This is a genomic window from Burkholderia sp. DN3021 (genome assembly GCF_049805555.1).
In the GTDB taxonomy this organism is placed as follows: Bacteria; Pseudomonadota; Gammaproteobacteria; order Burkholderiales; family Burkholderiaceae; genus Burkholderia; species Burkholderia pyrrocinia_C.
The window spans coordinates 75,306-94,401 of sequence record NZ_JBNCAB010000009.1 but is presented as its reverse complement, the minus strand read 5'-3'; the positions used below and the strand labels follow the sequence as shown (position 1 = coordinate 94,401).

14 protein-coding genes are annotated in these 19,096 nt (G+C 67.8%); 7 read left to right on the top strand and 7 right to left on the bottom strand.

Annotated elements, in window-relative coordinates; genetic code table 11:
• Window positions 1–196: 196 nt before the first annotated feature.
• Complete coding sequence (purL, locus tag ACPUER_RS07725) at window positions 197–4,261, top strand: phosphoribosylformylglycinamidine synthase (RefSeq protein ID WP_425130776.1); 4,065 nt, start codon at window positions 197–199, stop codon at window positions 4,259–4,261.
• Window positions 4,262–4,266: 5 nt separating this feature from the next.
• A complete protein-coding gene (locus tag ACPUER_RS07720; protein WP_310141205.1) occupies window positions 4,267–4,812 on the top strand; it encodes an N-acetyltransferase in 546 nt (181 codons plus the stop codon).
• A 172-nt stretch (window positions 4,813–4,984) separates the two neighbouring features.
• Here ACPUER_RS07720 and ACPUER_RS07715 read toward each other — a convergent pair whose 3' ends face one another.
• The 5 genes from ACPUER_RS07715 to ACPUER_RS07695 form a co-directional block, all read right to left on the bottom strand.
• Window positions 4,985–5,767: a peptidylprolyl isomerase gene (locus ACPUER_RS07715; RefSeq protein WP_072437158.1), complete on the bottom strand. Its 783-nt coding sequence runs from the start codon at window positions 5,765–5,767 to the stop codon at window positions 4,985–4,987.
• Window positions 5,768–5,785: 18 nt separating this feature from the next.
• Window positions 5,786–6,094, bottom strand: coding sequence for a BolA family protein (locus ACPUER_RS07710; RefSeq protein WP_047900921.1), 309 nt, complete (start codon window positions 6,092–6,094; stop codon window positions 5,786–5,788).
• A 1-nt stretch (window position 6,095) separates the two neighbouring features.
• Window positions 6,096–6,626: a septation protein A gene (locus tag ACPUER_RS07705; RefSeq protein WP_034181202.1), complete on the bottom strand. Its 531-nt coding sequence runs from the start codon at window positions 6,624–6,626 to the stop codon at window positions 6,096–6,098.
• Between the two features lie 158 nt (window positions 6,627–6,784).
• A complete protein-coding gene (gene msrB, locus ACPUER_RS07700) occupies window positions 6,785–7,216 on the bottom strand; it encodes a peptide-methionine (R)-S-oxide reductase MsrB (RefSeq protein WP_072437159.1) in 432 nt (143 codons plus the stop codon).
• A 46-nt stretch (window positions 7,217–7,262) separates the two neighbouring features.
• Window positions 7,263–8,831 (bottom strand): protein adenylyltransferase SelO, encoded by a 1,569-nt coding sequence (locus tag ACPUER_RS07695; protein WP_425130775.1) that lies wholly within the window; start codon window positions 8,829–8,831, stop codon window positions 7,263–7,265.
• A gap of 155 nt (window positions 8,832–8,986) precedes the next feature.
• Between ACPUER_RS07695 and ACPUER_RS07690 the strand changes: the two genes are divergently transcribed.
• From ACPUER_RS07690 to ACPUER_RS07670, 5 genes are all read left to right on the top strand, one after another.
• Window positions 8,987–10,630: a 3-(methylthio)propionyl-CoA ligase gene (locus tag ACPUER_RS07690; RefSeq protein WP_425130774.1), complete on the top strand. Its 1,644-nt coding sequence runs from the start codon at window positions 8,987–8,989 to the stop codon at window positions 10,628–10,630.
• Window positions 10,631–10,843: 213 nt separating this feature from the next.
• Window positions 10,844–12,928: a 3-hydroxyacyl-CoA dehydrogenase NAD-binding domain-containing protein gene (locus tag ACPUER_RS07685; RefSeq protein WP_425130773.1), complete on the top strand. Its 2,085-nt coding sequence runs from the start codon at window positions 10,844–10,846 to the stop codon at window positions 12,926–12,928.
• 44 nt (window positions 12,929–12,972) lie between these two features.
• On the top strand, window positions 12,973–13,605 hold the full coding sequence (gene pncA, locus ACPUER_RS07680) for a bifunctional nicotinamidase/pyrazinamidase (RefSeq protein WP_425130772.1): 633 nt from the start codon (window positions 12,973–12,975) through the stop codon (window positions 13,603–13,605).
• A gap of 103 nt (window positions 13,606–13,708) precedes the next feature.
• Window positions 13,709–14,887: an acetyl-CoA C-acyltransferase gene (locus tag ACPUER_RS07675; protein ID WP_425130771.1), complete on the top strand. Its 1,179-nt coding sequence runs from the start codon at window positions 13,709–13,711 to the stop codon at window positions 14,885–14,887.
• A gap of 259 nt (window positions 14,888–15,146) precedes the next feature.
• Window positions 15,147–16,547 carry a sensor domain-containing diguanylate cyclase gene (locus ACPUER_RS07670; RefSeq protein WP_175960985.1) on the top strand — a complete coding sequence of 467 codons (1,401 nt, stop codon included), beginning with the start codon at window positions 15,147–15,149 and terminating at the stop codon, window positions 16,545–16,547.
• A 49-nt stretch (window positions 16,548–16,596) separates the two neighbouring features.
• On the opposite strand, the gene ACPUER_RS07665 is transcribed toward ACPUER_RS07670, so the two are convergent.
• On the bottom strand, window positions 16,597–16,734 hold the full coding sequence (locus tag ACPUER_RS07665) for a hypothetical protein (RefSeq protein WP_175960984.1): 138 nt from the start codon (window positions 16,732–16,734) through the stop codon (window positions 16,597–16,599).
• Window positions 16,735–16,762: 28 nt separating this feature from the next.
• Window positions 16,763–18,907, bottom strand: a complete 2,145-nt coding sequence (locus tag ACPUER_RS07660; RefSeq protein ID WP_425130770.1) for a hypothetical protein — start codon at window positions 18,905–18,907, stop codon at window positions 16,763–16,765.
• Window positions 18,908–19,096 lie beyond the last annotated feature (189 nt).

Genomic DNA, 19,096 nt, shown 5'->3' with positions numbered 1-19,096 from the left:
CGCGCGGCGGCGCCGGCTGCCGTACCCGGGCGGGCCGGCCCGACGGGCGGCCATGCACGGCGCGCGCCGCGGCACCGTCGCGGTGCATGCGGGCGCCGATCGGCCGGTTTGGGGCGACTGACTTCCGGGTATAATTACGGCCTTCCTTTCGCCCCACGTCGCCACCTTGCGCGACTCATCGACGTCAGTCCAGCCCATGGCTCACTTCTCGTGTTTTCCCGGTGCTTCGGCCCTTTCCGATTTCCGTCAAACCCGTCTGCTCGACACGCTCAGGCAAATCGACGCCAACATCGTCGCGGTGCGCGGCCAGTTCCTGCACTTCGTCAATGCGGCCGAGCCGCTGTCGGCCGACGACAGCGCGCGCATCGACGCGCTGATGCACTACGGCGCGCCGTTCGAGCCGGCGGCCGAGAAGGGCGCGGCCGAGACCTTCGTCGTGCTGCCGCGCTTCGGCACGGTCTCGCCGTGGGCGAGCAAGGCGACCGACATCGCGCAGCACTGCGGCCTCACGCAGGTGCGCCGCATCGAGCGCGGCGTCGAATTCACGGTCACGCTGAAGTCGGGCCTGCTTGGCGGCAAGAAGGCGCTGTCCGACGACGCGCGTGCGGCCGTCGCCGCTGCGCTGCATGACCGGATGACCGAAAGCGTGGTCGCCGCGCGCGACGACGCGAAGCACCTGTTCGACGAACTGCCGGCCAAGCCGCTCGCGAGCGTCGACGTGCTGGGCGTCGGCCGCGGCGCGCTCGAGCGCGCGAACGTCGAGCTGGGCCTCGCGCTCGCCGACGACGAGATCGATTACCTGGTCGACGCATTCCGCAAGCTCGAACGCAATCCGACCGACGTCGAACTGATGATGTTCGCGCAGGCGAACAGCGAGCACTGCCGCCACAAGATCTTCAACGCGCAGTGGACGATCGACGGGCAAGCGCAGGACATGTCGCTGTTCGCGATGATCCGCAACACCGAGAAGCTGAATCCGCAGGGCACGATCGTCGCGTATTCCGACAACTCGTCGATCATGATGGGTGCCGAGGCCGAGCGCTGGTTCCCGCGCAACGCGGGCGCGGCCGGCGAGCCCGGCGAGCGATATGGCCGCCACACCGAGCTCACGCACACGCTGATGAAGGTCGAGACGCACAACCACCCGACGGCGATCTCGCCGTTCCCGGGTGCGGCGACCGGCGCGGGCGGCGAGATCCGCGACGAAGGCGCGACGGGCCGCGGCGCGCGTCCGAAGGCCGGGCTCACGGGCTTCACCGTGTCGAACCTCGACCTGCCCGATGCACGCCAGTCGTGGGAAAACGCGCGCGATGCGGCGCAGCCGGTCGGCGAGCGCAACCCGAACGATGCGCACGGCCCGTATGGCCGCCCGGACCGCATCGCGTCGCCGCTGCAGATCATGATCGACGGCCCGCTCGGCGGCGCCGCGTTCAACAACGAATTCGGCCGCCCGAACCTCGGCGGCTACTTCCGCGTGTACGAGCAGAACGTCGGCGGCCAGGTGCGCGGCTATCACAAGCCGATCATGATCGCGGGCGGCCTCGGCAACATCGCGGATCAACACACGCACAAGCACGACGTGCCGGCCGGCTCGCTGCTGATCCAGATCGGCGGCCCCGGCATGCGGATCGGCATGGGCGGCGGCGCCGCGAGCTCGATGGCGACCGGCGCGAACACGGCCGAGCTCGATTTCGACTCGGTGCAGCGCGGCAATCCCGAAATCGAGCGTCGCGCGCAGGAAGTGATCAACGGCTGCTGGCAGCTCGGCGCGGAAAACCCGATCCTGAGCATCCACGACGTCGGCGCGGGCGGCCTGTCGAACGCGTTCCCCGAGATCGTCGACGGCGCGGGCAAGGGCGCGCGCTTCGAACTGCGCAAGGTCGCGCTCGAGGAATCGGGCCTGTCGCCGCGCGAGATCTGGTCGAACGAGGCGCAGGAGCGCTACGTGCTCGCGATCGCGCCGGCCGACCTGCCGCGCTTCGAGGCGATCTGCGCGCGTGAGCGCTGCCCGTTCGCGGTGGTCGGTGTTGCAACCGACGAGCGCCAGCTGCAGCTCGTCGATGCCGAAGCGACGGGTGCCGACGAATATCCGGTCGACATGCCGATGGAAGTGCTGCTCGGCAAGCCGCCGCGCATGCACCGCGACGTCACGCGCGTGACGACCGAGCGCGCGCCGGTCGACGTGACGGGCATCGCGCTGTCGGAAGTCGCGGTCGACGTGCTGAAGCACCCGACGGTCGGCAGCAAGTCGTTCCTGATCACGATCGGCGACCGGTCGGTCGGCGGCACGTCGGTGCGCGACCAGATGGTCGGCCCTTGGCAGGTGCCGGTGGCCGACTGCGCGGTCACCGCGCTCGACTATGCGGGCTTCAAGGGCGAGGCGATGACGATGGCCGAGCGCACGCCGCTCGCGGTGATCGACGCGCCGGCATCGGGCCGCATGGCCGTCGGCGAAGCGATCACGAACATCGCGAGCGCGCCGATCGCGTCGCTCGACAAGCTGAAGCTGTCGGCGAACTGGATGGCCGCGTGCGGCACGGCCGGCGAGGACGCCGCGCTGTTCGACACGGTCAAGGCGATCGGCATGGAGCTGTGCCCGGCGCTCGGGATCGGCATCCCGGTCGGCAAGGACTCGCTGTCGATGAAGACGAAGTGGGACGAGCAGGGCGTCGCGAAGGAAGTGGTCGCGCCGGTGTCGCTGATCATCTCCGCGTTCGCGCCGGTCGAGGACGTGCGGCTCCACCTGACGCCGCAACTGCGCCGCGTCGCCGACGCGGGCGACAGCGTGCTGATCGCGATCGATCTCGGCCGCGGCAAGAACCGGATGGGCGGCAGCATCTTCGCGCAGGTCACGCAGCAGGTCGGCGACACGACGCCGGACGTCGACGATGCGGAAGACCTGAAGCGCTTCTTCAACGCGATCCAGTCGCTCAATGCGCAGGGCAAGCTGCTTGCGTACCACGACCGCTCGGACGGCGGCCTGTGGGCGACGGTGTGCGAAATGGCGTTCGCGGGCCACGCGGGCGTGTCGCTGAACGTCGACATGCTGACGCTCGACCCGCATCACGAATCCGACTACGGCGACGCGAAGGACTGGGCGAAGCAGACGAGCGGCCGCCGCGACGATCGCACGCTGCGCGCGCTGTTCTCCGAGGAGCTCGGCGCCGTCGTGCAGGTGCGCACGGCCGACCGCGACGCGGTGCTCGGCGCGCTGCGCGAGTTCGGCCTGTCGACGTGCTCGCACGTGATCGGCTCGGTCAACGATCGCGACGTGATCGAGGTGTACCGCGACGCGAAGAAGATCTTCGACGCGCCGCGCACCGAACTCCACCGTGCATGGGGCGAAGTGAGCTGGCGCATCGCGCGCCTGCGCGACAACCCCGCATGCGCGGATGCCGAATACGACGCGCTGCTCGACGCGGCCGATCCGGGCATCTCGCCGGTGCTGAGCTTCGATCCGGCCGACGACATCGCCGCGCCGTTCATCGCGACCGGCGCGCGGCCGCGCGTCGCGATCCTGCGCGAGCAGGGCGTGAACTCGCATCTGGAAACGGCCTACGCGTTCGACCGCGCGGGCTTCGACGCGCACGACGTGCACATGAGCGACCTGCTCGCCGGCCGCGCGACGCTCGCCGATTTCGCGGGTGCGGTCGCGTGCGGCGGCTTCTCGTACGGCGACGTGCTCGGTGCGGGCGAAGGCTGGGCGAAGACGATCCGTTTCAACGCGAACCTGGCCGACATGTTCTCGGCGTTCTTCGCGCGTCCCGACACGTTCGCGCTCGGCATCTGCAACGGCTGCCAGATGCTGTCGAGCCTCGCGTCGATGATTCCGGGCGCGCAAGCGTGGCCGAAGTTCACGCGCAACAAGTCCGAGCAGTTCGAGGCGCGCTTCTCGTTCGTCGAAGTGGAGAAGTCGCCGTCGATCTTCTTCACGGGGATGGAAGGCTCGCGGATTCCGGTCGCGGTCGCGCACGGCGAAGGTTATGCGGACTTCTCGCAGCAGGGCGACATCGACCGCGTTGCAGTCGCGATGCGTTACGTCGACCACCGCGGCGAAGCGACCGAGCGCTATCCGTTCAACCCGAACGGCTCGCCGGCCGGCATCACGTCGGTGACGACGGCCGACGGCCGCTTCTCGGTACTGATGCCGCACATGGAGCGCGTGCACCGGACGGTCGCGATGAGCTGGCACCCGGAAGGCTGGGGTGAAGCGAGCCCGTGGATGCGCGTGTTCCGCAACGCGCGCCGCTGGATCGGCTGATCCGGATGAGGTTCGACCCGAACGCGCCGGTCGAGATCGTCACGCTGCGCGACGAGCGTGCGAGCGAGGCCGACGCGATCGGCCGCGTGATCGTCGCGGCGTTCGCGGGCGAACCGCAGGGCGGGCAGTTCGAGCGGCGAATCGTCGACGCGCTGCGCGCGGACGGTGCGCTGAGCGTGTCGCTCGTCGCGGAGCGCGACGGCTGCATCATCGGCCACGTCGCGTTCTCGCCGGTCGCGATCGGCGGCGAGCCGGCGGATCGACAGCAGTGGTACGGGCTTGCGCCGCTCGCGGTGCTGCCCGACTGCCAGCGGCAGAGCATCGGCGCCGGGCTCGTGCGCGCGGGGCTCGACGCGTTGCGCCGGCTCGGCGCGCGCGGCTGCGTCGTGCTCGGCGATCCCGCGTACTACGCGCGCTTCGGGTTCGAGCCGTCCGGCGACATCGTGTTTCCGGACGTACCGCGCGAGTATTTCATGGCGCTGTCGTTCGACGCATCGGTGCCGCGGCCGTCGGGCGAAGTGCGCTATCACGACGTGTTCTATCCCGCGTAGCGAACGCTGCGGCGCGGGTGATGTTCGGCACAGAAAATGCCGCTCCTTGGAGCGGCATTTTTATTGCGCGTCGACCGGCTGCCGAAACCTCACGATGCGTGCGATTCCGCGCGCCAAATGAAAAAGCCGCTCCGAAGAGCGGCTTTCCGATGCACGGAGACGGGCGCCTGCGTTACTGGATCTTTGCCTGCTGGCGCAGGCCTTCCTCGAACGCCTGCAGCTTCTGCTGCACGAGCTGTTGCGCGATCTGCGCCTTCACCTGGTCGAACGGCGGCGGCGCGATGTCGCGGATGTCGTCGACGCGGATGATGTGCCAGCCGAACTGCGTCTTCACCGGCGCGTCGGTCATCTGGCCTTTCTGCAGCTTCTGCGCGGCCGCCGAGAATTCCGGCACGTACGCCTTCGGGTCGGACCAGTCGAGATCGCCGCCGTTCTTGCCCGAACCCGGATCCTTCGAGTATTGCTTCGCGAGATCCTCGAACTTCGCGCCGGCCTTGATCTTCGCGATCAGGTCCTTGGCCTGCTGCTCGCTGTCGACGAGGATGTGGTGCAGGTGATATTCGCGGTTGCCGCCGGCGCCCTTGACGAGTTCGTCGTAGCGCGCCTTCACTTCGGCGTCGGTCGGCTGGTTCTTCTTCAGGAAGCTCTCGATCATCGAACGCAGCACGACGGTCTGCTGCGCGACGGCGACCTGCGCCTTCACGTCCGGACGGTTCGGGATGCCTTCGCGGATCGCTTCCTGCATCAGGATTTCGCGGTTCACGAGTTCCTGGCGCACGGCCTGCTGCAGTTGCGGGCTGTCGGTCTGGCCTTGCTGGACGAGCTGGGCAACCATCGCGTCCGCGCGCGACTTCGGAATCGGCGTGCCGTTGACGACGGCGATGTTCTGGGCAAATGCCGGTGCCGCTGCGAATGCAGCCGCCGCGACCCACAGGCGGGGGGATTTCAGGATCATCGGGAATTCCTAATGAGACTAGATTGAAGATTCGTTGAATTCTTCGGGCGTGTAAGCCACGATCGCGAGCGCGTGAATGCCGCGCTGCATCGCATCAGCGAGCGCATCATACACCAGCCGGTGCCGTGCGACGCGCGGCTTGCCCGCGAATGCGGCCGACACGATCGTGACCGTGTAGTGGCCGCCCGAGGCCGCGCCGGCGTGGCCCGCGTGCTGTGCGCTGTCGTCGCGCACGGCGAGCGACACGGGTGCGAGCGATGCGGTGAGGCGTGCCTCGATCAGTGCGATGCGTTCGTCGGGCGACGCGTGGAGAAAGGCGTCCGTCATGTCATTCGTCCTTCAGGTATTTCGTGAGCCACAGGCTCTGCAGGATGATGAACACGACCATCGCGCCCGTCGTGCCGAACAGCTTGAAGTTCACCCATTGCGATTCGGTGAAATTGTGCACCACGTACAGGTTCGCGACGCCGAGCACCGCGAAGAACAGCGCCCACGCGACGTTCAGCTTGTCCCACACGGGGTGCGGCAGCGTGAGCTGCTTGCCCATCATCTTCTCGATCAGGTTGTTGCCGAACGCATAGCGCGCGGCAAGCAGCCCGACCGCAAACAGCCAGTACAGCACAGTCGGTTTCCATTGAATGAATTTCTCGTCATGCAGGACGAGGGTGGCGCCGCCGAAGACGACGATCACGCCGAGGCTGACCCACAGCATCGTGTCGACCTTCCGGTGCCGGAAGGCGACCCACGCGACCTGGGCCAGCGTCGCGACGATCGCGACGGCGGTGGCGGTGAAGATGCCCCAGACCTTGAAGGCGACAAAAAACAGGATGATCGGAAACAGATCGAACAGGAATTTCATGGCGCTCGCAGCTGCGTGAAACGCCGCGTGCGCGGCCTTTCACCGTTGTAGGGACCCGCCAGGCACCGCCGTCGCGGATCGGGGCGGCCAGCCCGAGAGCAAGCCGCCCGGCGAAGGTCGCCCCCAAAGGGCCGTCTCGCCGATCCGCCCGGCGCCGCTCATTCGTTTTCGGGTCGGGACTCGAAGTTTAACGCAGCCGAATTGATGCAGTACCGCAAACCGGTCTTGTCGCGCGGGCCGTCCTCGAAGACGTGGCCGAGATGCGCGCCGCAATGGTTGCAGCGGACCTCGACGCGCACCATGCCGTGCGAGTAGTCGACCTTCTCGTCGATCACCTCGCCGTTGAGCGGCTTGAAGTAGCTGGGCCAGCCGCAGCCCGAATGGAACTTGGAACCGGACTCGAACAGCGGCGTGCTGCAGACGACGCATTTGTAGATGCCGGCGTCTTCGGTGTCGGTGTATTCGCCGGTGAAGGCGCGCTCGGTCGCCGCATGCTGCGTGACCTCGTACTGCATCGGCGTGAGCCGGCGGCGCAGCTCGGCGTCGTCCTTCTCGTACGGGAAGGTCTTGTCGTCGGAATCGTGGGACATGTGGGGTTCTCCTGATCGGTCGTTCGATACGCGCGGGTTGGGGGCTTCAGGACGAGCAGCTCACTTCGAGCGACCCGGCCCAGTCGGGCGGCAACGCCGCGTACGCGTCATGCTCCGGTTGTTCGTCGAACGGCCGGCGCAGGATCTGCGCGAGCCGCTCGATCTCCGAAAAATCCTTTTCCTTCGCGCGCCGGATCGCGACTTCGGCCAGATGGTTGCGCAATACGTATTTCGGGTTCACGCAGTTCATCGCGGCCGCACGTGCCGCATCGTCGCGCGTTTCCTCGGACAGCCGCGCGCGGTAGAGGTTCGCCCAGGCGTCGAACGCGTCTCGGTCGATGAACAGGTCGCGCACGGGCGCGTCGCGGCTCGCGTCGTGCTTCGACAGTTGCGCGAGGCGGCGGAACGTCAGCGTGAAATCAGCATGGCTCGCATGCATCGTCTCGAGCAGCTTGTTCGCGAGTTCGGCATCGTTCTCGCGTTCGAGCTCGAGGCCGAGCTTCGCGCGCATCGCGCGTTCGAGCGCCGGGCCGAAGCGTTCCGGAAATTTCGCGAGCACGGCCTGCGCGTCGTCCACCGCGCGCTCGGCGCGCGCATCGTCATCGGCGATGCCGTGCTGCAGCCCGATCAGCGGCAGCAGCGCCTGCGCAAGGCAATAGCAGTTCCAGTGCGCGATGCGCGGCTGCATCCGGTATGCGTAGCGGCCGCTGTTATCGGAGTGGTTGCAGATATGGTTCGCGTCGAACGCGTCGACGAAGCCGAACGGGCCGTAGTCGATCGTCACGCCGAGGATCGACATGTTGTCCGTGTTCATCACGCCGTGGCAGAAGCCGACGGCCTGCCACTGCGCGACGAGGTCGGCCGTGCGCAGTGTCGCGGCTTCGAGCAGCGCGAGGTACGGATCGTCCGCGTTTCGGCAATCCGGATAGAAGCGGTCGATCACGTGATCGGCGAGCTGGCGCAGCAGGTCGGGGCGATCGTTCGAGAAGAAGTGCTCGAAGTGGCCGAAGCGCACGAAGCTTTCCGACACGCGCGTGACGACGGCCGACGTCTCGATCTCCTCGCGGACCACCGGCTGGTCGGAGCCGATCACCGTCAGCGCGCGCGTGGTCGGGATGCCGAGGTGATGCATCGCTTCCGAGCACAGGAATTCGCGGATCGACGAGCGCAGCACCGCGCGGCCGTCGCCCATCCGCGAGTACGGCGTGCGGCCGCTGCCTTTCAGTTGCAGCTCGTAGCGGCGGCCATCGGTGCCGGTGCGCTCGCCGATCGTCAGCGCGCGGCCGTCGCCGAGCTGGCCGGCCCACACGCCGAACTGGTGGCCGGAATACACCGATGCGTACGGCATCGCGGTTGCGGGCCAGTCGCGTGTCGGGTTGCCGGCGAACAGTTCGGCAAAGCCGGGCTGCGCGGCGAGCGACGCAGGCAGGTCGAGCAGTTGCGCGACTTCGTCGGAAAAGCCGACGACGTACGGCGCGGCAAGCGGCGCGGCCGGCAGCCGCGTATGAAACGCGTCGCCGAGCTGGACGAACCCGCCTTCGGCGGGTGCGCCGAGCGTGGCGGCGAGGTCGGGCAAGGTGTCAGCCGGATCGGCTGCGCTTCGGGAAAACGACATGTTGAGCGCCTCTGGGTAAGCCGATATTGTAAGGCGGCGCCGCGCCGCCCGCATGGCGGCCCGCGCACCGTGCGCCGCGCCCGTCCGGGCCGCTGACGGGCGCGCGCAGGTTCGAGGCTGGTCACCGATTCGCGTCCTTCCGGGAGAACAAGACGATGGGTAAGCCGTTGCTGGGCCAGATGATGGACATGCCGTTGCTGGTGTCCTCGCTGATCGCGCATGCCGCGCGTCACGCGGGCGACACCGAGATCGTGTCGAAGCGCATCGAGGGCGATGTGCATCGCTACACGTACCGCGATTGCGAACGCCGCGCGAAGCAGCTCGCGCAGGCGCTCGCACGGCTCGGCGTCGAAACCGGCGACCGCGTCGGCACGCTGGCGTGGAACGGCTACCGGCATCTGGAGGCGTATTACGGGATCGGCGGGATGGGTGCCGTATGCCACACGATCAATCCGCGCCTCTTCCCCGAGCAGATCGCGTACATCGTCAATCACGCGGAAGACCGCTACGTCCTGTTCGACATCAATTTCGCGCCGCTGGTCGACGCGATCGCGCCGCACTGTCCGCACGTGAAGGGCTGGGTCGCGATGACGGACGCCGCGCACCTGCCGTCCTGCGCGACGCCGTTGCTCTGCTACGAAACGCTCGTCGAAGCGGAGGACGGCCGCTTCGACTGGCCGTGCCTCGACGAGCAGCAGGCGTCGGGGCTCTGCTACACGTCGGGCACGACCGGTAATCCGAAAGGCGTGCTGTATTCGCACCGCTCGACGGTGCTGCACGCGTACGGCGCCGCGCTGCCCGACGCGATGAACCTGTCCGCGATGGACGCCGTGCTGCCCGTCGTGCCGATGTTCCACGTCAATGCGTGGGGGCTGCCGTACGCGGTGCCGCTCACCGGCGGCAAGCTGGTGCTGCCCGGCAAGGATCTCGACGGGAAATCGCTGTACGAGCTGATGGAGGCCGAGCGTGTGACGTTCTCCGCGGGCGTGCCGACCGTGTGGCTCGGCCTGCTCAATTACATGCGCGAAGCCGGCGTACGCTTCTCGACGCTGAACCGCACGGTGATCGGCGGCTCCGCGTGCCCGCCCGCGATGCTGCGCACGTTCGAGGACGAATACGGCGTGCGCGTGATCCACGCATGGGGGATGACCGAACTGTCGCCGCTCGGCACGCTCGCGAAGCTTAACTGGGCGCAGTCGCAGCGGCCGCTCGATGCGCAGCGCAGGCTGCTCGAGAAGCAGGGGCGCGTGATCTGCGGCGTCGACATGCGCATCGTCGGCGAGGACGGCCATGAATTGCCGTGGGACGGCGTCGCGTTCGGCGAACTGCAGGTGCGCGGGCCGTGGGTGATCGATCACTACTTTCGCGGCGACGCGTCGCCGCTGTCGGACGGCTGGTTCCCGACCGGCGACGTCGCGACGATCGACCCCGACGGCTTCCTGCAGATCACCGACCGCAGCAAGGACGTGATCAAGTCGGGTGGCGAGTGGATCAGCTCGATCGACATCGAGAACGTCGCGATCGCGCACCCGGGCGTGGCCGAAGCCGCGTGCATCGCATGCGCGCACCCGAAATGGACAGAGCGTCCGCTGCTCGTCGTGGTGCTCCGCGAAGGCGCGAACCTGAGCCGCGACGCGCTGCTCGCGTTCTATGAGGGCAAGGTCGCGAAATGGTGGATCCCCGACGACGTCGTGTTCGTCGAATCGTTGCCCCACACCGCGACCGGCAAGCTGCAGAAGCTGAAGCTGCGCGAGACGTTCCGCGATTACGTGTTGCCGACGGCGGTGTGCGAGCCATAAGGAGCCGCAAGGCGCCATAAGGCCAGGCAAGCGCGGGCCGGCGACGGCCCGCGATCCGGTCGCCCGATCCGTCCCCCGGTCGGGATACAAATTAAAATTGAACGACCGTGCTTTTTCGTTGTATGCTGCCTCCGTTCGATCCGGACATGCGGCCGTTCGACCGCGCACAATGAAGCGCAGCCACCCCGGCGCGCGATGCATGGAGGCAGGCAGATGGCAGTGGATTACTCGACTCGCGACGGCGTGGCCGTCCTCACGCTCAACAATCCGCCCGTCAACGGGCTCGGCCTGTCGACCCGGCAGGGCGTCATGGACGCGCTCGATCGCGCCGCGCAGGACCCGTCGGTCACGGCCATCGTGCTGACCGGCGCGGGCCGCGCGTTCTCGGGCGGCGCCGACATCACCGAATTCAATACGCCGAAGGCGCTGCAGGAGCCGACGCTGCACACCGTGATCCGCGCGGTGGAGGCGAGCGCTAAGCCCGTCGTCGCGGCGCTGCACAGCGTCGTGATGGGCGGCGGCCTCGAGCTCGCGCTCGGTGCGCACTACCGCGTCGCGGCGCCCGGCGCGCAGGTCGCGCTGCCCGAAGTGAAGCTCGGCCTGCTGCCGGGCGCGGGCGGCACGCAGCGCCTGCCGCGCGCGGTCGGGCTCGAAACCGCACTGAACATGATCGTGTCGGGCGCGCCCGTGCCGTCCGAGCAGCTTGCGAAGAGCGGGCTGTTCGACGAGATGGCCGACGGCGACCTGCTCGACGCGGCCGTCGCGTTCGCGCGCAAGGTCGGGGCGCAGAAGGGGCCGCATCCGCGCGTGCGCGATCGCAAGATCGTCCACGAGAACGCCGCAGGCTTCATCCAGTTCGCGCGCAATTCCGCGCGGGCCGCGGCGCCGAACTTCCCCGCGCCGCACAAGTGCATCGACGCGATCGAGGCCGGCGTGCTGAACGGCTTCGACAAGGGCAGCGTCGCCGAGCGCGAGGGTTTCGTCGCGCTGATGATGACGCCGGAAAGCCGCGCGCTGCGCCATGCGTTCTTCGGCGAGCGTGCGGCGAGCAAGATTCCCGACGTGCCGGCCGATACGCCGCTGCGCGAGATCCGTCGCGTCGGCGTGATCGGCGCGGGCACGATGGGCGGCGGGATCGCGATGAACTTCGTCAACGCGGGCCTGCCCGTCATGCTGCTCGAGACGAAACAGGAAGCGCTCGAGCGCGGCGTCGCGACGATCCGCAAGAACTACGACGCGCAGGTGAAGAAGGGCAAGCTCACGCAGGAGAAGCTCGACGCGCGCATGGCGCTGATCACGCCGACGCTGTCCTCCGACGACCTGAAGGATGCCGACCTGATCGTCGAGGCCGTGTTCGAGGAACTCGGCGTGAAGGAGCAGGTGTTCAGGAAGCTCGACGAAGTCGCGAAACCGGGCGCGATCCTCGCGTCGAACACGTCGACGCTCGACGTCGACAAGATCGCGGCGTTCACGAAGCGTCCGCAGGACGTCGTCGGCATGCACTTCTTCAGCCCGGCGAACGTGATGAAGCTGCTCGAGGTCGTGCGCGGCGCGCAGACCGCGAAGGACGTGCTCGCGACCGTGATGGCCGTCGCGAAGAAGATCCGCAAGACGGCGGTCGTGTCGGGCGTGTGCGACGGCTTCATCGGCAACCGGATGATCGAGCAGTACATCCGCCAGGCGCTCTTCATGCTCGAGGAAGGTGCGCTGCCCGCGCAGGTGGATCGCGCGATCGAGAAGTTCGGTTTCGCGATGGGGCCGTTCCGGATGAGCGACCTCGCCGGCAACGACATCGGCTGGGCGATCCGCAAGCGTCGTTACGTCGAGAAGCCGGATCTCCAGTACTCGAAGATCGCCGACCGCCTGTGCGAGCAGGGCCGCTTCGGTCAGAAGACGGGCGCCGGCTGGTACGACTACGTGCCGGGCGATCGCAACGCGAAGCCGTCGTCGCTGGTCGACGAGATGGTCGTCGCGTATTCGAAGGAGCGCGGCGTCGAGCGGCGCAAGATCGGCGACGACGAGATCGTCGAGCGGCTGGTGTTCGCGCTCGTCAACGAAGGCGCGAAGATCCTCGAAGAGAAGATCGCGTCGAAGGCGTCCGACATCGACATGGTCTATCTGACCGGCTATGGCTTCCCGCTGTGGCGTGGCGGCCCGATGCTGTACGCGGACATGGTCGGCCTCTACAACGTCGAGCGCGCGATTCGCCGCTACGCGGCCGCGCCGAACGGCGACGCATGGCAGCTCGCGCCGTCGATCGTGGAGCTCGCGAAGGCCGGCCGCGGGTTCAACGGCTGACGATATCGCGCGGCGGCGCAACCGATTTCCGCAGGAGAAACGCAATGAAACGCACCGACGACGTACTGCTCGTGATCGACGTGCAATACGACTTCATGCCAGGCGGCGCGCTCGCGGTGCCGGACGGCGACGCGGTCGTGCCGGTGATCAACGCGCTTGCGCGACGCTTCGACCAGGTCGTGCTGACGCAGGACTGGCACCCGCGCGAGCACGTGTCGTTCGCGGCGAACCATCCGGGGCGCGAGCCGTTCTCGACGCTCGCGCTGCCGTACGGCGAGCAGGTGCTGTGGCCCGTGCACTGCGTGCAGGGCACCGACGGCGCGGCGCTGCATCGCGACCTCGACATCCCGCATGCGCGGCTCGTGATCCGCAAGGGCGGCGACGCGCAGGTCGACAGCTATTCCGCGTTCGTCGAGGCCGACCGCACGACCCGCACGGGGCTTGCGGGTTATCTGCGCGAACTCGGCGCGAAGCGTGTGTGGTGCTGCGGGCTCGCGACCGACTATTGCGTCGCGTGGTCGGCGCTCGATGCGCGCGCGGCCGGTTTCGAAGCCGCGGTGATCAACGACGCGTGCCGCGCGATCGACCTGAACGGGTCGCTCGCGCACGCATGGCAGCAGATGCAGGCAGCGGGCGTCGCACATGTGACGTCCGCGGGCGCGCGCCCGGCGGCGTAGCGCATTCCCCATCCGATTCAGGGTCTGTTTACATATGGAACGCACATGCCGCGTTCCATATGTAAACAGACCCTAACATGAAGCAGGACCGAAGGAGACTCGCATGACCGAAGCCGTAATCGTATCGACCGCACGCACGCCGCTCGCGAAATCCTGGCGCGGTGCCTTCAACATGACGCACGGCGCGACGCTCGGCGGCCACGTGGTCGCGGCCGCGCTCGAACGCGCGAAGCTCGACCCCGCGCGCGTCGAGGACGTGATCATGGGCTGCGCGAACCCCGAAGGCGCGACCGGCGCGAACATCGCGCGGCAGATCGCGCTGCGCGCGGGGCTGCCGGTGACCGTGCCGGGGATGACGGTGAACCGTTTCTGCTCGTCGGGGCTGCAGACCATCGCGCTGGCCGCGCAGCGGATCATCGCGGGCGAAGGCGACGTATATGTTGCGGGCGGTGTCGAATCGATCTCGTGCGTGCAGAACGAGATGAACCGGCACATGGTCCAGGAGGGCTGGCTGGTCGAGCACAAGCCCGAGATCTACTGGAACATGCTGCAGACGGCCGAGAACGTCGCGAAGCGCTACGGAATCTCGAAGGAGCGGCAGGACGAGTACGGCGTGCAGTCGCAACTGCGGGCCGCGGCCGCCCAGGAAGCCGGTCTTTTCCGCGACGAGATCGTGCCGATCACCGTGCTCGCGGGTATCGTCGACAAGGCGACGGGCCGCCTGTTCACGAAGGAGGTGACCGTATCGGCCGACGAAGGCATCCGTCCCGACACGACGCTCGAAGGCGTGTCGAAGATCCGTTCGGCCGTGCCGGGCGGCGTGATCACCGCCGGCAACGCGAGCCAGTTCTCGGACGGCGCGTCGGCGTGCGTCGTGATGAGCGCCGCTGCCGCGCAGCGCGAAGGGCTGCAGCCGCTGGGCGTGTTCCGCGGCTTCGCGGTGGCCGGCTGCGAACCGGACGAGATGGGCATCGGCCCCGTGTTCGCGGTGCCCAAGCTGCTGAAGCAGGCGGGGCTGAAGGTCGGCGACATCGGCCTGTGGGAACTGAACGAGGCGTTCGCGGTGCAGGTGCTGTACTGCCGCGACACGCTCGGGATTCCCGAGGATCGTCTGAACGTGAACGGCGGTGCGATCGCCGTCGGCCATCCGTACGGCGTGTCGGGCGCCCGCCTGACGGGCCATGCGCTGATCGAAGGCAAGCGCCGAGGCGTGAAATACGTGGTTGTCACGATGTGCATCGGCGGCGGGCAGGGCGCGGCGGGCCTGTTCGAAATTATCTGATTTTTGGCTGGTGGCGGTCGCGGTTTCGCTTCGGCGAGGCCAGCGGCCGCGACACGAACGGCGTGACAGTACCGCCATTCGAAACAATCGGGAAGCAAAAGACATGCTCCCGGCAATGCCGTTTCCCCTTACTTGTCAAACGAATTGCCCCACCTATACTTGCTCTGACATTTGCCGTTCGGCACGACGGGCCGGATCGTACATCGCGCGATACGTGCCGCGAAGGTTGAACCAACGCAGCAGACCGACCGGGGACCGAATGAGTACGACCTATGCAGCCGGGGAACCGCCGCGCGTCGTCAGCGCGGCCGCGAGGCTTTACGCGAAATGCCTGCTGGTCGGATTCGCGTTGCTGCCTGCCTATCTGATTGCCTATCTGTGGTTCTTCGGCGACCCGCGTGTCGTGTTCGAGAGCCACGTGTTCCATGAAATCGCGATTGCGGCGGCGACCCTCGAGGGCGCGTTCGTCACCTACGTGACGTGGGTGTGCTACCGGTCGTCCGGCGAGCCGCTGCTGCGCTGGCTGACGCTCGGCTTTCTCGGCTTCGCGATGATCTATTCGCTGCACGGTGCATTCACCGGGATGGCGCACCACAATATCTGGCTGTTCCTGCTGTACGGGCCCGCGTCGCGGCTCGTGATGTCGATCCTGCTGCTCACGGGCCTGATGTCGTATTCGCGTCCGCCCGATCGCGTCGAGAAACGCACGAGCGTCCGGACGTGGCTGCCGTGGATCATGTTCTTCGTGATCGTCAACGTGGCCGTTGCGTACATCGCGTATTCGCCGGTCGCGGGCGCGCTGGGCACGCGGCTGTCGATGGAGGGCGGCGCGCTCGTGTTCTCGCTGCTGAACGTCGGCGTGCTGCTCGCGCGGCGAATCCGCTCGCCGCTGATGGTGATCTACGGCATGTCGATCATGGCGTTCGCGCTGTCGTCGCTCGCATTCATTCTCGGCAAGCCGTGGAACCATATGTGGTGGCTCGCGCACGCGATCTTCGCGGGCGGCTTCTTCCTGCTCAGCTACGGCGTCGTGCAGGCGCTGCAGACGACGCGCTCGTTCTCGGCGATCTACAGCCAGGAAGACCTGATGAGCCGGCTGTCGGAGTCGATGGCGCGCGCCGAGAGCGCGCTGCAGGAACTGCGGCGCACGAACCAGAAGCTCGAGTACATGGCCGCGACCGATCCGATGACGGGCGCATCGAACCGCCGGCAGTTCATCGCGCAGGTCGAGCGCGAGATGGTGCGGGCCGAGCGCGACGGCACGCCGTTTTGCCTGCTCGCGCTCGATCTCGACAATTTCAAGAACATCAACGATGCGTACGGGCACCAGATCGGCGACGAGGTGCTGCGCGGCGTCGTACGCCAGTGCCTCGAGGCGATCCGGCCGGCGGGCGGGCTCGCGCGAGTCGGCGGCGAGGAGTTCATGGCGCTGCTGCCGGAGATGCCGCTCGAGGGCGCGCGGATGACGGCCGAGCGCGTGCGCTCGTCGATCGCGAGTTCGCCGTTCGGGCTGGACTTCAAGCGCGTGCAGGTGACGGTCAGCGTCGGCGTCGCGCAATACGGGGTCGACGGCAGTACGGTCGATGCGCTGCTGCGCGTGGTCGACGAGCGGCTGTACCAGGCGAAGCGGGAAGGGCGGAACCGGGTCGTGTCGCGGTAACGCCCGGGCGAGCGGGGCGAGTCGCGCACGGCTCGTCGAAATCGGCCGCCTACGACGCGAGCAGCGGCGGAATCGCCGCCAGCACCGCATCGATCGCCACCCTCAGCTTGTGCGGCAGGAGCCGCGTCGCGGGCCACACCACATGCATCGGCGTGCCGGCCGACGGCACGTGTTCCAGCACGCGCACCAGCGCCCCCGTGCCCGCGTGCGATGCGCTATCGCGACGCGACGGCTGCCGCGTTGCCGGTCGGCTGCGTGTCCTGCATCCGCTGCGACGCCTGCCACCAGTACTTGCCCGCGCGCTGCTGCGGATCGCGGATCGCGAGATACGTCGTACTCCAGAGCTGCGCCGCGTTGGCTTCGGTCGCGTCCGCGCTGCGCGTGCCGAATGCATCGGTCCGGTACTGGCCGTTCACGTAGGACCATGTCCACATCTCCGACGTGCGCATGTCGCGCCCGTTCGAGATCACCTGCCAGATCGTCTGCCGCGCCTGCGCGAGCAATGCACGGGTCGCGGCCGACAGGTCCTGGCGCGCGAGCTGGCGATCGAGCCCGGCCACCCACATCGCCTGCTGCCACGACCAGATGACCGTGCCGTGGTATGCGGAGCTCGTGAACTTCGGCCACAGCGACTGGTTCGCATACGCCGGGTTCGCGATCAGCATCCCGGCATCGGTCACGAGCCCGGTCGGGAACGGCCGCGTGACGTCGGCGACGATCCGCTGGAGCTCGTCGTCCGGCGGCGTGCCGAACAGCAGTGCGAAGCCGCCGTCGGAATTCATCACCGGAATCGGGTTGCCCTGCTGATCGAGCGACAGCGCGTAGAACGACAGCGGTGCGCTCGGCGCGGCACCGGACGGCACGCCGGCGGACGGCGCATAGGCCGACACGTCGGTGGCCGCCTGCGCGGCCGGCACGCTGACCTGGAACAGCGGCGGCGCCTGCGTTTCCCACGCGGCGGCCTGGTTCGCCGTGTTGGCGAGCGTCGCGCGCTGCCCGGCATCCAGGTACGGATCGAGCAGTCCGCGCGCGAGGAACGCATTCGCCGCGCGCAACGCGGCGGGCACGAGCACCGCGTTCACGTCGTACGGATAGACGCCGCCGCCGAGCCCGTCGGTGTTGTCGCGCCAGTTGCCGACGATCTCGCCGGGCCGCAGGTGGATCAGGTTCGCGACCGACGGCTGCTGCGCGAACGGCTGCGCGGTCGCCGCGACGTGCAGCAGGTTGACGACCAGGCGGCTGCCGTTGGTCTGCCCGTCGCTGCCGCGCTGCGCCAGATAGGCGGCCGCGCGGGCCTGGCCGCGCGTGTCGTCGATCAGCCACGCGGCCGCGATCGGCGCGAGCAGGTAGTCGCTGTCAATCATCTTGTAGTCGTAGGTCGGCGTCGGATCGTTCGGTCGCCCGTTCTTCTGGTTGTCGGCCAGCGCGAATTCGCCGATGCCTTCCTCGTGCGCGACCTTGCCGTCGGCCGACAGGCGGCTCAGCACCGATGACAAACCGGCCTCGATCGCCGCCGGTTCGAGCACGGGCATCAGCATGCGGACCGAGATCAGCGTGTCGCGGCCGAAGTACGTGTCGTACTGCCACGAGCCGGCCAGCAGCTTGTCGTGGAAGCTCAGGAATTCGAGCACGTTCTGGCTGACCGGATCGGGGTTCACGGACGGCGCGAGTAAATCGGCGCGCGTGATCGGCGACAGCGGCGTCTCGCCCGACAGCGCGTCGACATGCAACTTCAGCGTGTGCGAGCCCGCCGGTGCGCGCAGCACGAGCTTGCCGCCCGCTGCCGGCGCGATGCTGCCGCCGTCGCGCAGCGTGATGCGCAGCGCATAGCCGGGCGCGCCGTCGATCCGGTCGCGTTGCCATTGCGCTGCGCTGCGCTGGATCGCCGGCGCCGTGACGATTTGCTGCGGAATCGTTGCGCCGCCGTTGAAGTCGCGCAGGAAGCGTACGTTGCTGAGCACGCCCTGGCGGATCGTCAGCGTGTCGGTGTCCACCGACACGTCGGCGCCGATGCCGTACAGCGGGCGGCCGTGCGTGTCGGGGGCCGACAGCGCGGACGGTGGCGTGTCGAGGCTCCAGTTCACCGGCTGTGCGGTGTCGTCGAACCACAGCCCAGTGCCGCTGTTGCCGGCGGGGAAGACCACGAGCAAGCGCGGTTTTGTCGACGAGCGCGCCAGCAGGTGCGCGGCGACCTTGTCCTGCCGGTAGAACGCGTTGATCTGGCCGCCGGTGTCCATGCGAAACGACAGCGCGGCGTTGTTTGACGGAGCGCCGTTCGACTTGACGTCGTCGTCGTTGCACGCGGCGAGCAGGCCGGCGCAGACGAACCCGAGACACAGCGACTTCGCAAGGCGATGCATGTTGATGTCCCTCCTGGTGACTGGCGATTTTTATCGGAATGGTCGAATGAACGGATCTTCCGTCCGTTTCGTTCTGTGCTGCGGACATTCGGGCGAATGCCTGGAATTAATCGAGATGTGATGCTTCTGCGACAAGCGAATTGCGCGGCAAAAAAGCGAATGATCGATCAGTGCCGAAAACGGAAATGG

What these genes read in the sequence shown, in the direction of transcription:
- ACPUER_RS07720 (WP_310141205.1), top strand. Translation starts at nt 4,267, where the DNA reads ATGAGGTTCGACCCGAACGCGCCGGTCGAGATCGTCACGCTGCGCGAC.
- ACPUER_RS07675 (WP_425130771.1), top strand. Translation starts at nt 13,709, where the DNA reads ATGACCGAAGCCGTAATCGTATCGACCGCACGCACGCCGCTCGCGAAA.
- purL (WP_425130776.1), top strand. Translation starts at nt 197, where the DNA reads ATGGCTCACTTCTCGTGTTTTCCCGGTGCTTCGGCCCTTTCCGATTTC.
- ACPUER_RS07715 (WP_072437158.1), bottom strand. Translation starts at nt 5,767, where the DNA reads ATGATCCTGAAATCCCCCCGCCTGTGGGTCGCGGCGGCTGCATTCGCA.
- ACPUER_RS07660 (WP_425130770.1), bottom strand. Translation starts at nt 18,907, where the DNA reads ATGCATCGCCTTGCGAAGTCGCTGTGTCTCGGGTTCGTCTGCGCCGGC.
- ACPUER_RS07685 (WP_425130773.1), top strand. Translation starts at nt 10,844, where the DNA reads ATGGCAGTGGATTACTCGACTCGCGACGGCGTGGCCGTCCTCACGCTC.
- ACPUER_RS07710 (WP_047900921.1), bottom strand. Translation starts at nt 6,094, where the DNA reads ATGACGGACGCCTTTCTCCACGCGTCGCCCGACGAACGCATCGCACTG.
- ACPUER_RS07695 (WP_425130775.1), bottom strand. Translation starts at nt 8,831, where the DNA reads ATGTCGTTTTCCCGAAGCGCAGCCGATCCGGCTGACACCTTGCCCGAC.
- msrB (WP_072437159.1), bottom strand. Translation starts at nt 7,216, where the DNA reads ATGTCCCACGATTCCGACGACAAGACCTTCCCGTACGAGAAGGACGAC.
- ACPUER_RS07705 (WP_034181202.1), bottom strand. Translation starts at nt 6,626, where the DNA reads ATGAAATTCCTGTTCGATCTGTTTCCGATCATCCTGTTTTTTGTCGCC.
- ACPUER_RS07670 (WP_175960985.1), top strand. Translation starts at nt 15,147, where the DNA reads ATGAGTACGACCTATGCAGCCGGGGAACCGCCGCGCGTCGTCAGCGCG.
- pncA (WP_425130772.1), top strand. Translation starts at nt 12,973, where the DNA reads ATGAAACGCACCGACGACGTACTGCTCGTGATCGACGTGCAATACGAC.
- ACPUER_RS07690 (WP_425130774.1), top strand. Translation starts at nt 8,987, where the DNA reads ATGGGTAAGCCGTTGCTGGGCCAGATGATGGACATGCCGTTGCTGGTG.